The 14016-nt window shown below is 71.7% G+C and carries 12 protein-coding genes; 6 read left to right on the forward strand and 6 right to left on the reverse strand.

Features of this window, described 5'->3' with window-relative positions:
• Positions 1–646 precede the first annotated feature (646 nt).
• The 5 genes from AAT21_RS23155 to AAT21_RS23170 all read right to left on the reverse strand — a co-directional run bounded on the left by AAT21_RS23155 (position 647) and on the right by AAT21_RS23170 (position 5902).
• Complete coding sequence (locus AAT21_RS23155; protein WP_046778852.1) at positions 647–1204, reverse strand: carboxymuconolactone decarboxylase family protein; 558 nt, start codon at positions 1202–1204, stop codon at positions 647–649.
• A gap of 119 nt (positions 1205–1323) precedes the next feature.
• A complete protein-coding gene (locus AAT21_RS23160; RefSeq protein WP_046778853.1) occupies positions 1324–2157 on the reverse strand; it encodes an S-methyl-5'-thioadenosine phosphorylase in 834 nt (277 codons plus the stop codon).
• A 75-nt stretch (positions 2158–2232) separates the two neighbouring features.
• Positions 2233–2550, reverse strand: a complete 318-nt coding sequence (locus AAT21_RS36045) for an FmdB family zinc ribbon protein (protein ID WP_079025900.1) — start codon at positions 2548–2550, stop codon at positions 2233–2235.
• A gap of 67 nt (positions 2551–2617) precedes the next feature.
• Entirely contained in the window at positions 2618–4006 is a 1389-nt protein-coding gene (locus AAT21_RS23165) for an MFS transporter (protein WP_046778854.1), read from the reverse strand.
• 369 nt (positions 4007–4375) lie between these two features.
• Entirely contained in the window at positions 4376–5902 is a 1527-nt protein-coding gene (locus tag AAT21_RS23170) for a potassium/proton antiporter (protein ID WP_235439186.1), read from the reverse strand.
• Between the two features lie 286 nt (positions 5903–6188).
• On the opposite strand from AAT21_RS23170, the gene AAT21_RS23175 reads away from it, so the two are divergent.
• Positions 6189–9053, forward strand: a complete 2865-nt coding sequence (locus AAT21_RS23175; RefSeq protein WP_046778856.1) for a penicillin acylase family protein — start codon at positions 6189–6191, stop codon at positions 9051–9053.
• Here AAT21_RS23175 and AAT21_RS23180 read toward each other — a convergent pair.
• On the reverse strand, positions 9048–9662 hold the full coding sequence (locus AAT21_RS23180; RefSeq protein ID WP_046778857.1) for a 5-formyltetrahydrofolate cyclo-ligase: 615 nt from the start codon (positions 9660–9662) through the stop codon (positions 9048–9050). The genes AAT21_RS23175 and AAT21_RS23180 overlap by 6 nt on opposite strands.
• 91 nt (positions 9663–9753) lie before the next feature.
• Between AAT21_RS23180 and galU the strand changes: the two genes are divergently transcribed.
• The 5 genes from galU to AAT21_RS23205 all read left to right on the forward strand — a co-directional run bounded on the left by galU (position 9754) and on the right by AAT21_RS23205 (position 13886).
• Complete coding sequence (gene galU / locus AAT21_RS23185; RefSeq protein WP_046778858.1) at positions 9754–10656, forward strand: UTP--glucose-1-phosphate uridylyltransferase GalU; 903 nt, start codon at positions 9754–9756, stop codon at positions 10654–10656.
• Between the two features lie 4 nt (positions 10657–10660).
• Positions 10661–12037 (forward strand): molybdotransferase-like divisome protein Glp, encoded by a 1377-nt coding sequence (gene glp / locus AAT21_RS23190; RefSeq protein ID WP_046778859.1) that lies wholly within the window; start codon positions 10661–10663, stop codon positions 12035–12037.
• Positions 12038–12160: 123 nt separating this feature from the next.
• The gene (moaC, locus tag AAT21_RS23195; RefSeq protein ID WP_030662516.1) at positions 12161–12640 is read left to right on the forward strand and encodes a cyclic pyranopterin monophosphate synthase MoaC; all 480 of its coding nucleotides are present in this window, start codon (positions 12161–12163) and stop codon (positions 12638–12640) included.
• A 98-nt stretch (positions 12641–12738) separates the two neighbouring features.
• Positions 12739–13260: a MogA/MoaB family molybdenum cofactor biosynthesis protein gene (locus tag AAT21_RS23200; RefSeq protein WP_046779038.1), complete on the forward strand. Its 522-nt coding sequence runs from the start codon at positions 12739–12741 to the stop codon at positions 13258–13260.
• A 17-nt stretch (positions 13261–13277) separates the two neighbouring features.
• Positions 13278–13886, forward strand: coding sequence for a GNAT family N-acetyltransferase (locus tag AAT21_RS23205; protein ID WP_046778860.1), 609 nt, complete (start codon positions 13278–13280; stop codon positions 13884–13886).
• Positions 13887–14016 lie beyond the last annotated feature (130 nt).

Below are 14016 nucleotides of genomic sequence, written 5' to 3' on the forward strand. Positions count from 1 at the left end.
GCCCGCCGCCTGCGCCGCACGGCCCGGCGCAGCCGTCCCGGCCCCCGCCCCACACGAAGCGGCGGGAACGACGGGACGGGCCGCGACGGGGGACACGTGGACGACGCCGCACACACGGGAAGCGCCCGGGCGGGCAGCCCCGCCGCCGCGCCGGAGGCCGAGGGCACCGAGGACACCGAGGACGCCGGAGACGCCGGAGAGGCCGAGAAGACCGGCGAAGAGGACCAGGAAGGGGACGAGGACGGGGACGAAGAGGCCGCAGAAGTCCGGGACATGACGAGCACCACCAAACGGAGTGAGTTCCTGCGCCCGGACCCACCGCCCGGACACACCCCACGATCCGGCCTCCCGCCGAATCCCGCTCACGCCTGTGGACAGTCCCCAGCCTGTGGAAAACCCCGTCACCCGCCGGAGTGAGGCCCCCTCGCTCCGGGCGCCTTCCCGGCGGCCTCCCGAGCGGCCGCCCGGACCTGCAGCAGCGCCGCCACCGGGTCGGCCGCCCGCGCGACCGACCTGCCCACCACCACGTGCGAGGCCCCGGCCGCGAAGGCTCCGGACACGGTGTCGGAGACGGCGGAAGCGCAAGAGCGGGCGGAGCCGGGGGAGTCGGGGGAGTCGGTGTTCCCCCCGCCATTGTCGGTCGGCGTCACCGCCTCGCCGGTACCGTGCAGGACTCCGAGAAGCCCTGGCTGGTCAGGCCGAAGGCGCTGTTGACGCGCGAGCGCCAGTTCTCCAGCGCCACCACCGCCGTGAGTTCGACGAACGCCGCCTCACCGAGCCGTGCGATCAGCGCCGCGGCCAGTTCGTCCGTGACCGCCGGCTCGGTCTCGGTCATGGCCTCGGCGTACTCCATGACCAGCAGTTCCGGCTCGGTGAACACCTCGCGCGCCTCCCGCCACCGGGGCAGCCGCTCGATCTTCTCCGCCGCCATGCCCTTCTCGTGGCCCTCCCAGTAGCCGAAGTCCATGCACCACGAGCAGTTGATGCGGGCCGCCGCCGCCATCACCGCGAGGTGCTTCAGACCGGCGTCCAGCGCGTTCCACTTCGCCGCCCGGCGTTCCAGGTGGACGTACGTGGAGAGCACGCGCGCGTTGTGCCCGTAGGCCTGGCCGGGGTCGAGCACCTTGCCGTAGGTGCGGCGCGAGTACCAGGCGCCGATGCGTGTCAGCAGGGTGCGGGGCGGGGTGAGCGAGATACGGGCCATGGCTGCCATCTCCCGGAGCGGTCTGTCCTGTCTGTCCTGTCCCGACTGGGCCTTCACCGAGGAAGACAGGACAGCCGCCCCGGATGTGACAGCGGGAGAGCAGCAGCGGCAGGAAAGGGCTACGGAAGCTCGATGCCCAGGTCCCAGCCGTCGTGCGCGTGGGTGCAGAGGCAGTCGCGGGAGTCCGTCGCCGGCAGGCCCGCCACCGCGTCGAAGAGCACCGTGCGCAGACGGCCGACGTTCTCGCCGAACACCTTCAGGACCTCGGTGTGGGAGACGCCATCACCGGTCTCGGCGCCCGCGTCCAGGTCCGTGACCAGCGCCATCGAGGTGTAGCAGAGCCCCAGCTCACGGGCGAGGATCGCCTCCGGGTGCCCCGTCATGCCGATCACGGACCAGCCCGCCGACGCGTACCAGCGGGACTCGGCGCGCGTCGAGAAGCGCGGCCCTTCGATGACGACCATGGTGCCGCTGTCGACCGGCTCCCAGTCCTGGCCGCGCGCCGCCGCCACCGCCACGGACCGGCCCACCGGGCAGTACGGGTCGGCGAAGGTGGTGTGCACGACGTTCGGAACGCTTCCGTCCGGCAGGGCGACCCCGTCGAAGAAGGTCTGTGCGCGGCTCTGCGTACGGTCGACCAGCTGGTCGGGGACGAGCAGCGTGCCCGGTCCGAACTCGGGCCGCAGGCCGCCGACCGCGCACGGGCCGAGCACCTGGCGGACGCCGACCGAGCGCAGGGCCCAGAGGTTCGCCCGGTAGTTGATCCTGTGCGGCGGGACCGTGTGGCTGCGCCCGTGCCGCGGCAGGAAGGCCACCGAGCGGCCGGCGAGCTCGCCGATGTACAGGGAGTCGCTGGGGGGCCCGTACGGGGTCTCCACCTGGATCTCGGAGACGTCCTCCAGGAAGGAGTAGAAGCCCGAGCCGCCGATGACACCGATCTCTGCGTTCACCATGTCACTCACCCTAACCGGGCATGCCTGAGGCCCCGCTGCCCGGTCGGGGGCGTGCGGGGCCTCGGGAAGGAGCTGTCAGGCGGCCGACGTGGAGCTGCTGCTCGTGCTCGACGACGTCGAGGAGGACGAAGCGGCGGGAGCGGCGGCGGCGGTGCTCGTCGTCGAGGACGACGAGCTCGACGCGGGCTTCGAGGCAGGGGTGCTGCTCGACGACGCGCCGCGGCTGTCGTTCCGGTAGAAGCCGGAGCCCTTGAAGACGATGCCGACCGCGGAGAACACCTTCTTCAGGCGTCCGTCGCAGCTCGGGCACACGGTCAGTGCCTCATCCGTGAACTTCTGCACGGCCTCAAGGCCCTCACCGCACTCGGTGCACTGGTACTGGTAGGTCGGCACGAATTTCCTCCTGGCACTCTGACTCAATGAGTGCTAACGACGCTCCATGGTGACGTATTCCGGCGGATCAGTCCACCGTCACCGGCACGCGGTGACCCATCCCACGCTCGTTCACCCGGTCCCGGGGGGCCGCCGCGGCCTCGTTGCCGGGCGCGGCCGCCGCGGACGCGGGGGCGGAAACGGGCGCGGGCGCGGCGGCGGACACGGATGCGTTCACGATCCGGCTCGGGGTCTTCTGGGCCTTCGGGGCCAGCTTCGCGCGCAGCGCCAGCAGGACGGCCAGCGCCAGCGCGGTGGCCGCCATCGGCACCAGGAAGCCGTACGCCGACCCGTGCGCGTCGGTCAGGCGGCCGGCCAGGATGACCGCGACGGCCTGGCCGAAGGCGATGGAGCCGGTCAGCCAGGTGAAGGCCTCGGTCCGGGCGTTCGCCGGGACCAGCTGCTCGACCATGGTGTAGCCGGTGATCAGGGCCGGGGCGATGAACAGGCCGACGACCAGGCCGAGCGCGCCCAGCAGGATCACCGAGTTCGCGGCCCACAGGACGGACGCGGCGGCGGTGAGGCCGACGTACCCCAGGATCAGCCGGCGGCGCGGGCCGATCTTCCACGCGACGGCGCCCATGGCGATGCCCGCGATCATGTTGCCGGCCGCGAAGACGCCGTAGAGCAGGCCGTTGGCGCCGGGGTTGCCGATCTCGGCGGAGAAGGCGGCGAGCGAGACCTGCATGCCGCCGAAGACGGCGCCGATCCCGAGGAAGGCGAGGACCAGGACCTGCAGGCCCGGGTGGGACAGTGCGAAGGAGCGGCTCTCGCCGGTGGCCGACGGGGCGTGCGTCCTGGGCTGGGAGGCGCGGCGGGCCGCGAAGAGCAGGCCGCCGAGGAGCGTCAGCGTGGCCTCGGTGACCAGGCCGGCCGCCGGGTGGACGCCGGTGCACAGCGCGGTCGCCAGGACCGGTCCGACGACGAAGGTGAACTCGTCGGTGACGGACTCGAAGGCGGCGGCCGTGGGCAGCAGCGGGGAGCCCTCCAGCCGGGCGGCCCAGCGCGCCCGGACCATGGGCCCGACCTGCGGCACCGAGGCGCCGGTCGGGATGGCGGCCAGCGCCAGGAACCAGACGTTCGCGTCGGCCAGCGCGAGGGCGGCGAGGCCGCTGACGGCGGCGGCGTGCGCGAGGACCACGGGCACGAGCACGGCGCTCTGGCCGAAGCGGTCGGTGAAGATGCCCATCAGCGGGGCGGAGAGGGCCATCGAGATGCCGGTGACGGCGGCGACGATGCCGGCGCTGCCGTAGGAGCCGGTGGTGTGCTGGACCAGCAGCAGGATGCTGATGGTCAGCATCCCGAAGGGGAGTCGCGCTGCGAAGCCGGGGAGTACGAAGCCGAGGGCGCCGGGTGTGCGCAGGAGCTGTCCGTAGCCGGGGCGGGCGGAGTTGTCGGTCGTGACCGCGGATGTCACGGCCTTGCCTTTCCGCTGCCTGGTAGAGCGTCCCCGTCTGCGGACGGAGCCTTGCTTTGTGAGCGGCCGCACCCGTACGTGTTGGGAGCCCCGAGAGCTGTCCTCTTGCGCAGAACCGAGTGATACCTGGGCGCCCACTGCGGGAGGGTGCCACGGCCGCTTTGCGGTCGCGCCAGCTCTGCGTCAGGCAGAGTTGGTTCGATCTGTTGTGCCTTCATCGTACAGGGGAAGCCGATATCACGCCCTGTGATTGCGCCGACAACCCGTCTCTTCGCCTGCGATTAACGGGATCTTCGCGCCCGAAGAGCCACATATATCCGGATAAGAACGGCCAGACCTCACCGAAACCTGCCTAATTAGAGCGCCGCTCTAATGGGTGCCGGATCCGTTTCCGGTCCCCAGCCAGCCCGCCAGCTTGCCGCCCCGAGCCACCGCCCGCAGCCGCGCCTCCGCCGCGTCCCGCACCGGGTCCGTGGCCACCACCAGCAGCTCGTCCCCGCGCCGCAGCACGGTCGACGGCGCCGGTACGAAGCTCTTCGCGTCCCGGACGACCAGCGTGACCGAGGCCCCCGGCGGCAGGCGCAGCTCGCTCACCTCGACGCCGTGCATCCGCGAGGCGGGCGGGATGGCGAAGGACAAGAGGTGCCCGCGCAGCTTCTCCAGCGGCGCCGACTCGATGCCGAGGTCGGAGGCGGTCTCCATGCCCCGCCCGAGGTCCAGCTTGCGTGCGAGCCACGGCAGGGTCGGCCCCTGCACCAGGGTGTAGACGACGACCAGCACGAAGACGATGTTGAAGACGCGGTCGCTGCCCTCGATCCCGGACACCATGGGGATGGTCGCCAGGATGATGGGCACGGCTCCGCGCAGGCCCGCCCACGACATCAGGACCTGCTCCTGCCACGGGAGCCGGAAGGGCAGCAGGCTGACGAAGACCTCCAGGGGCCGCGCCACCGTCGTCAGCACCAGCCCGATGACGACCGCGGGCCAGAAGTCGTGGACCAGCTCGTGCGGGGTGACCAGCAGGCCCAGCAGCACGAACATGCCGATCTGGGCGATCCAGCCGAGCCCGTCGGCGAAGCCGCGGGTGGCCGGCCAGTGCGGGAGCTTGGCATTGCCCAGGATCATCGCCGCCAGGTACACCGCGAGGAAGCCCGAGCCGTGTGCCATCGCGCCGGCCGCGTACGCCACGATGGCGATGGCCATCACGGCGATCGGGTAGAGGCCGGAGGCGGGCAGCGCCACGTGCCGCAGGCCGAAGGCGCCGAGGAAGCCCACCGTCAGGCCGATCGCGGCGCCGATCGCGAGCTCCAGGGCGATCTTGCCGAGCAGGAGGTACCAGTCGTCCACCGGGCCGACCGTGGAGAAGGCCACCACCAGGATCACGACGGGCGCGTCGTTGAAGCCGGACTCGGCCTCCAGGACGCCCGTGATCCGGGAGGGCAGCGGGACCTTGCGCAGCACGGAGAAGACGGCCGCCGCGTCGGTCGAGGAGACGACCGCGCCGATCAGCAGCGCCTGGCGCCATTCGAGTCCGACGAGATAGTGCGCCCCCGCCGCCGTCACGCCCACACTGATCGCCACACCCACCAGGGAGAGCATGATCGCGGCCGGCAGGGCCGGCTTGATCTCTTTCCACTTGGTGCCCAGACCACCCTCGGCGAGGATCACGACGAGGGCGGCGTAGCCGATGACCTGGGTCAGCTCGGCGTTGTCGAAAACGACGTTCCCGATGCCGTCCTGGCCTATGGCGACGCCTATGCCGAGGTAGATGAGCAGACTGGGCAGTCCGCTGCGCGACGAGACCCGCACCGCGGCCACGGCGACGAGCAGTACGAGCGAGCAGACCAGCAGCAGCTCGTTGAGCGTGTGGACAGTCAGCGGGCGGCCCTCCTCGATGCGCCCGGCGGATCGGTCCGCCCGGCGACAGGTTCGGCAAGTAGTTCGTTACCTTACCTAATCTTTGACGCGCCCTTTACGCGATAACCACATTGTGAAACGACTGTTCCCCCCTGTCCTCGGGACCGCGGGAACCACCGGAGATCCATTTCAGGCCCCCTGCAGGGCCACCGCGGGATACAGCCCCTCCACACGGCCTCCACCCCTGGCGGATCAGTGGAGTCGGTCCTGCGCCTATGGTTGCTCCCAGCACTCCCAGGACCACCCTGCCCCTCTAAGGACAGCGATGCCCGCCAACGAAACCGCTCCTCCCGCCAAGAAGAAGGGACGACGCGCCCGTCTGATCGTGCTCGTACTGGTCCTGGGACTCGTCGCGGGCCTCGGCTACGGGGCGTACTGGAGCGTGGACGGCGTGCGCGCCTCCTTCCCCCAGACGACCGGCTCCCTCGACGTGCCCGGCCTGAAGGGGACGGTCGAGGTCAAGCGCGACGCCAACGGCATTCCCCAGCTCTACGCGGACAACGACGACGACCTCTTCCGCGCCCAGGGCTTCGTGCACGCGCAGGACCGCTTCTGGGAGATGGACGTACGCCGCCACATGACCTCGGGGCGGCTCTCGGAGATGTTCGGGGCCGGCCAGGTCGAGACCGACGCCTTCCTGCGCACGCTGGGCTGGCGCCAGGTCGCGCAGGAGGAGTACGACACCAGGCTCTCCGCCGAGACCAAGAAGAATCTGCAGGCCTACGCCGACGGGGTCAACGCGTACCTGAAGGGGAAGTCCGGCAAGGACCTCTCCGTCGAGCACGCCGCCCTCAAGATCAGCGGCAGCTACGCCCCCGAGCAGTGGTCGCCGGTGGACTCCGTGGCCTGGCTCAAGGCGATGGCCTGGGACCTGCGCGGCAACATGCAGGACGAGATCGACCGCGCGCTGATGTCGAGCAAGCTCTCGCAGGCGCAGATCGCCGACCTCTACCCGCCCTACCCCTTCGACCGGAACAAGCCGGTCGTCGAGGGCGGCAAGGTCGACGGCGGCAAGTACACCCCCCAGGGCCAGACCGGGAACACCGGCTCGGCGTCGGGCAGCGGCTCCGGCTCCGCCGGCGGAGCCGGAGCCGTCGCCAGCCAGGCCTCCACCGCCCCGGGCGCCGGTGGCGCCACCGGCCTCGCCGGCAACGCCACCGCCCAGGGCGCGACCGTGGGCCTGCGGACGCAGCTGAGCGCCCTCGCCGACACCCTGGAGAAGGTCCCGGCCATCCTCGGCCCCAACGGCAGCGGCATCGGCTCGAACTCCTGGGTCATCTCCGGCAAGTACACGACGACCGGCAAGCCGCTCCTCGCCAACGACCCGCACCTGTCGCCGCAACTTCCCTCGGTCTGGTACCAGATGGGCCTGCACTGCCGCGCCGTCTCGGCCCAGTGCAAGTACGACGTGGCCGGCTTCACCTTCTCCGGCATGCCCGGCGTGGTCATCGGCCACAACGCCGACATCGCCTGGGGCATGACCAACCTCGGTGCCGACGTCACCGACCTCTACCTGGAGCAGATCAAGCCCGAGGGCTACGTCTACGACAACCGGGTGCTCCCCTTCACCATGCGCGAAGAGGTCATCAAGGTCGCGGGCGGCGCCAGCAAGAAGATCACGGTCCGCACCACCAACAACGGCCCGCTCGTCTCCGACCGCAGCACGGAGCTCGGCACCGTCGGCACCCGCGCCCCCGTCGACAGCTCCGCCCCGGACCGCGGCGACGGCTACGCCATCGCCCTGCGCTGGACGGCGCTGGACCCGGGCAAGAGCATGGACGCGGTCTTCAAGCTCAACCAGGCCAAGACCTTCGACGACTTCCGCAAGGCGGCCGCCGACTTCGAGGTGCCCTCGCAGAACCTGATCTACGCCGACAGCAAGGGCGCCAACGGCAACATCGGCTACCAGACCCCGGGCCGCATCCCGGTCCGCGGCCAGGGCGACGGCCGGATGCCCGCCCCGGGCTGGGACTCCAAGTACGCCTGGAAGGGCGGCCGCGACAGCGCCGCCGGCTACATCCCGCAGAACGAGCTGCCCTGGGACCAGAACCCCTCGCGCGGCTACATCGTCACCGCCAACCAGGCCGTCGCCGAGGGCGGGACCGGCGCGGGCAAGTACCCGCACCTGCTGACCACCGACTGGGGCTACGGCGCCCGCAGCCAGCGGATCAACGACCTCATCGAGGCGAAGATCAAGGACGGCGGCAAGATCTCGACCGACGACATGCGCGCCATGCAGATGGACAACAGCAGCGAGATCGCCGCGCTGCTGACCCCGATGCTGTCGAAGATCCAGATCTCGGACCCGGGCGTGCGCGCCGCGCAGAAGCTGCTCGACGGCTGGAACTACACCCAGGAGTCCGACTCCGCGGCCGCGGCCTACTTCAACGCGGTCTGGCGCAACATCCTCAAGCTGTCCTTCGGCGACAAGATGCCCAAGGAGCTGCGGATCGAGGGCAGCTGCATGAACGTCCTCGGCAACGGCACCGGCCCCGCCGACGACCTGTCCAAGACCGTCCGCGAATGCGGCACCCGCGACGCGGACTCCGCGCAGCCCGACGGCGGCGACCGCTGGTTCGAGGTGGTCCGCCGCCTGGTCAAGGACGAGAAGTCGCCGTGGTGGAGCGCGCCCGCCAAGGGTCTGAACAAGCCGGCCACCACCACCCGTGACGAGCTGTTCGCCCGGGCCATGGCGGACGCCCGCTGGGAGCTGACCGCCAAGCTCGGCAAGGACCAGTCCACCTGGAGCTGGGGCCGCCTGCACCAGCTGAACCTGAAGAACCAGACGATCGGCACCGAGGGCCCCGGCTTCATGCAGTGGCTCCTCAACCGCGGCCCGTGGAACGTGGGCGGCGGCGAGGCGACCGTCAACGCCACCGGCTGGAACGCCTCTAGCGGCTACGGGGTCACCTGGGTGCCGTCCATGCGGATGGTCGTCAACCTCAACGACCTCGACAAGTCCCGCTGGATCAACCTGACGGGCGCCTCGGGCCACGCGTACAACGCCCACTACACGGACCAGACGCAGATGTGGGCCAAGGGCGAGCTGCTGGAGTGGCCCTTCGGCAAGGACGCCGTCGAGAAGGCCACGGTCGACACCCTGACCCTCAAGCCGGCCGGCGGCTCATGAGCTGAAGCGGCGCACCCCTGACGGGGTGGCCACCGCCTGAACGGGGTGGTCGTGCGGTTCCTCCGGGACCCGCGCGACCACCTCTTCGTCGTAGAGGAGCACGACCAGCGCCGGATGCGCCCCGGCCCGCTCCAGCCGCTGCAGCACCCGGTCGTAACTGCCCCCGCCGCGGCCGAGCCGCATACCGCGCCCGTCCACCGCGAGCCCGGGCAGCAGCACCGCGTCGGCCTCCGTCACCGCCTCCGGTCCGAGCGCCGGGCCGGACGGCTCCAGCAGCCGCATCTTCCCCGGGTGGGCGGCCTCGGCGAGGCTGCCGGGCCCCTCGTACGCCGCCCAGTCGAGGTCGTTGTCCGGCAGCAGGAGCGGGAGCAGCACCCGCTTGCCGGCCGCGCGCAGGGCGTCGAGGAGTGCGCGGGTACCCGGCTCGCCGCCGACCGAGACGTACGCCGCCACCGTGCGCGCACCGGCCAGTTCGGGAAGGTCGAGGGCGGTCACGGCGAGCGCCGCGGCCGCCGCGGCGCGGGCGTCGGGGGACAGGGCGCGACGGGCCGCGAGGAGTTCCCGGCGCAGCTCGGACTTGGCGGACGCGGTCGGCGGGTTCTCTGCCACGAGAATCAAATTTCCTTCGAATCAGGGCATATATGGACCTACCAACCGCGATCTCGTCGGGTGATCGGCAGGACCCACTATCGTTCTGGCCATGACTATGTTGCACCCCGTGATCAAGAAGGCCGTCATTCCGGCCGCTGGCCTCGGCACCCGCTTCCTTCCGGCGACCAAGGCGACCCCGAAGGAAATGCTCCCGGTTGTGGACAAGCCGGCCATCCAGTACGTGGTAGAGGAGGCCGTCGCGGCCGGACTCGACGACGTCCTCATGATCACTGGGCGTAACAAGCGTGCCCTGGAAGACCACTTCGACCGCAACTACGAGCTGGAGTCCGCTCTCATCGCCAAGGGCGACGACGACCGGCTGAAGAAGGTCCAGGAGTCCAGCGACCTCGCGACCATGCACTACGTCCGCCAGGGCGACCCGCGGGGCCTGGGCCACGCCGTGCTGTGCGCCGAGCCGCACGTCGGCCGCGAGCCCTTCGCGGTGCTCCTCGGCGACGACCTCATCGACCCGCGCGACCCGCTGCTGCGTCAGATGGCCGATATCCACGCCCGTACCGGCGGCACCGTCATCGCCCTCATGGAGGTCGACCCGGCCAGCGTCCACCTCTACGGCTGCGCCGCCGTGGAGGCCACCGACGAGCCGGACGTCGTCCGCATCACCGGCCTCGTCGAGAAGCCGGAGCCCCAGGACGCCCCCAGCAACTACGCGGTCATCGGACGCTACGTCCTCAACCCCGCGATCTTCGACATACTGCGGGAGACCGAGCCGGGCCGCGGTGGGGAGATCCAGCTCACCGACGCCCTGCAGAAGCTGGCCGCCGACGAGACCGTGGGCGGTCCGGTGCACGGCGTGGTCTTCCGGGGCCGTCGTTACGACACCGGGGACCGCGGCGACTACCTGCGGGCCATCGTCCGCCTCGCGTGTGAGCGCGAGGACCTGGGCCCCGAGTTCCGCACCTGGCTTCACCGTTACGTCACGGAGGAGATGTAGGACCTTGAGCAGTTCCGCACCGCAGCATCCACGACCGGCGGGCGGCCACCGTCTGTGGTCCGTGGACGAGCACCTCGCGGACGTCCTCGGTGCCGTCCGGCCGCTGGAGCCGATCGAGCTCCAGCTGCTGGACGCCCAGGGCTGTGTCCTCGTCGAGGACGTCACCGTGCCCGTCGCCCTCCCGCCCTTCGACAACAGCTCCATGGACGGCTACGCCGTCCGCACGGCCGACGTCCAGGGTGCGAGCGAGGAGTTCCCCGCGGTGCTGACGGTCGTCGGGGACGTCGCGGCGGGCAGCGGTGAGCTGCCCACGGTGGGCCCGGGCGAGGCCGCCCGGATCATGACCGGGGCCCCGCTGCCGCCCGGTGCGGAAGCCGTCGTACCGGTGGAGTGGACCGACGGCGGAACCGGGGGCGGCGCCGCCGCCGGGATGACCCCGGCCAGCGCCGCCCCGGAGCAGTCGGGCGGCGAGGTACGGGTGCACCGCGCGGCCGAGGCGCGGGCGCACGTCCGCGCCCGCGGCAGCGACGTCCAGGCGGGCGACCTCGCCCTCGCGGCCGGCACGGTCCTCGGACCGCCGCAGATCGCCCTGCTGGCCGCCATCGGGCGCGGCACCGTCCGGGTGCGCCCGCGCCCGCGCGTGGTGGTCCTGTCCACCGGCAGCGAGCTGGTCCAGCCGGGCGAGCCGCTCACCGCCGGCACGATCTACGACTCCAACAGCTTCGCGCTGGCCGCGGCCGCCCGGGACGCCGGCGCCATCGCCTACCGGGTCGGGGCCGTCGCGGACGACGCCGACACGCTGCGCTCCACCATCGAGGACCAGCTGATCCGGGCCGACCTGCTGGTGACCACGGGCGGAGTCAGCGTCGGCGCCTACGACGTGGTCAAGGAGGCGCTCTCCTCGATCGGATCGGCCGGCCCGGGCGATGGCGACGGCGACGCGGACGTGGAGGTGGACGCGACCCGGATCGACTTCCGCAAGCTCGCCATGCAGCCCGGCAAGCCGCAGGGCTTCGGCACCATCGGCCCCGACCACACCCCGCTGCTGGCGCTGCCCGGCAACCCGGTCTCCTCGTACGTCTCCTTCGAGCTGTTCGTGCGCCCCGCGATCCGCGCCCTCATGGGGCTGCCGGAGTCCGAGGTCCGGCGGCCGAGCGTGCGGGCCGTGCTGAAGGCCGACAAGGCCCTCGGCTCCCCGGCCGGCCGCCGTCAGTTCCTGCGCGGCGCCTACGACGCCGAGAGCGGCACGGTCAGTCCGGTCGGCGGATCGGGCTCCCACCTGATCGCCGCACTGGCGCACGCCGACTCGCTGATGGTCGTCCCCGAGGACGTCACCTCGGTGGAGCCCGGCACCGAGCTGGAAGTGGTCCTGCTCGGCTGAGCCGCGCCGTCCGTTTCCGCGCGCCGGGGCCCGTTCCCCCGGCGCGCCCCTCCGGCGGCCTGTGCGGGTAGCGTGTGTCGCACCACACAGGCCCCCGGGGGCCCAGAGCGGAGCGGCACAGCAATGAGTACCGAGAGCAGGCTCACCCACATCGACGAGGCCGGTGCGGCCCGGATGGTCGACGTCTCCGCGAAGGACGTCACCACCCGGACGGCGCGCGCCAGTGGACGTGTACTCGTCTCCCCCCGGGTGATCGAGCTGCTGCGCGGCGAGGGAGTGCCCAAGGGCGACGCCCTCGCCACCGCGCGCATCGCCGGGATCATGGGGGCGAAGAAGACCCCCGACCTGATCCCGCTGTGCCACCCGCTGGCCGTCTCGGGCGTGAAGGTCGACCTGTCGGTCGCCGACGACGCCGTGGAGATCCTCGCCACCGTGAAGACGACCGACCGCACGGGCGTCGAGATGGAGGCGCTGACGGCCGTCGCGGTCGCCGGCCTCACCGTGATCGACATGGTGAAGGCGGTCGACAAGGGCGCCGTCATCACCGACGTCCGGGTGGAGGAGAAGACCGGCGGCAAGTCCGGCGACTGGGCGCGCTCGTGAACGCCCCGCGCGGCGGGGAGGTGCACAGCCACCACGCGGCGGCGGTGACCCCGGCGCCGGAGGTCGGCGCGGCCCCGGCGCCCGGCGCGGCCCCCGGTGTGGCCCCGGCCGGATCCCTCGGCAGGGCGCTCGTCGTCACGGCCTCCAACCGGGCCTCGCAGGGCGTGTACGCGGACAAGGGCGGCCCGCTGCTGGCCGAGGCGCTGGAGAAGCTCGGCTTCACGGTGGACGGCCCCCGGGTCGTCCCGGACGGCGACCCCGTCGAGCAGGCGCTGCGCGAGGGAGTGGCCGCCGCCTACGACGTCATCCTGACCACCGGCGGTACGGGCATCTCGCCGACCGACCGCACTCCGGACGCCACCGCGCGGGTGCTGGACTACGAGATCCCGGGCATCCCGCAGGCCATCCGCGCCGAGGGCCTGGCCAAGGTGCCGACCGCGGCCCTGTCCCGGGGCCTGGCGGGTGTCGCCGGGCGCACACTGATCGTCAACCTGCCCGGTTCCACGGGAGGGGTGCGCGACGGCCTCGCGGTCCTCTCCCGCGTCCTGCCGCACGCGGTGGACCAGATCCGGGGCGGCGACCATCCCAGACCGGCGGGACCCTCCGGGAGCGCGAGCTGAACGGCCCCACCTGGCCGGTGGTCCTGACCGACGGCGATGTCACGCTCCGGCCGATAAAACTGCGCGACCAGAAGGACTGGCGCGAGGTCAACCGGCGCAACCGCGACTGGCTGCGGCCGTGGGAGGCCACCATCCCGCCGCCCTCGCCGTGGGGGCCGGTGATCCAGCGCCCCACGTACCGCCAGATGGTCCGTCACCTGCGGGCGGAGGCGAATGCGGGCCGGATGCTGCCCTTCGTCATCGAGTACCAGGGCCGGCTGGTGGGCCAGCTGACGGTCGCTGGCATCACCTGGGGCTCGATGTGCGCGGGGCACGTCGGCTACTGGGTGGACCGCGACGTGGCCGGCCGCGGCGTCATGCCGACGGCCGTCGCGATGGCGGTGGACCACTGCTTCCGGAAGGTCGGGCTGCACCGGATCGAGGTGTGCATCCGGCCCGAGAACGGGCCGAGCCGGCGGGTCGTGGAGAAGCTCGGCCTGCGCGAGGAGGGACTGCGTCCGCGCTACCTCCACATCGACGGCGCATGGCGCGACCACCTCGTCTACGCGATCACGGCGGAGGAGGTGCCGGAGGGGCTGCTGCGCCGCTGGCACCGCTCGCGGCACTCGCCGTCCCCGCCGAAATAGACGAATATCTGTTCGAATTAATGGCCCGGGGTAACCGATTCGCCCATAACCTGATCCGAAGAATCACAAAAAAAGTCCGTGATATCAGCGAGATCGCGCGACACACCGGCCCAATTGGCCGATCCCCTCG

The sequence above is a fragment of the Streptomyces yangpuensis genome (genome assembly GCF_001005295.1).
Taxonomy (GTDB): Bacteria; Actinomycetota; Actinomycetes; order Streptomycetales; family Streptomycetaceae; genus Streptomyces; species Streptomyces yangpuensis.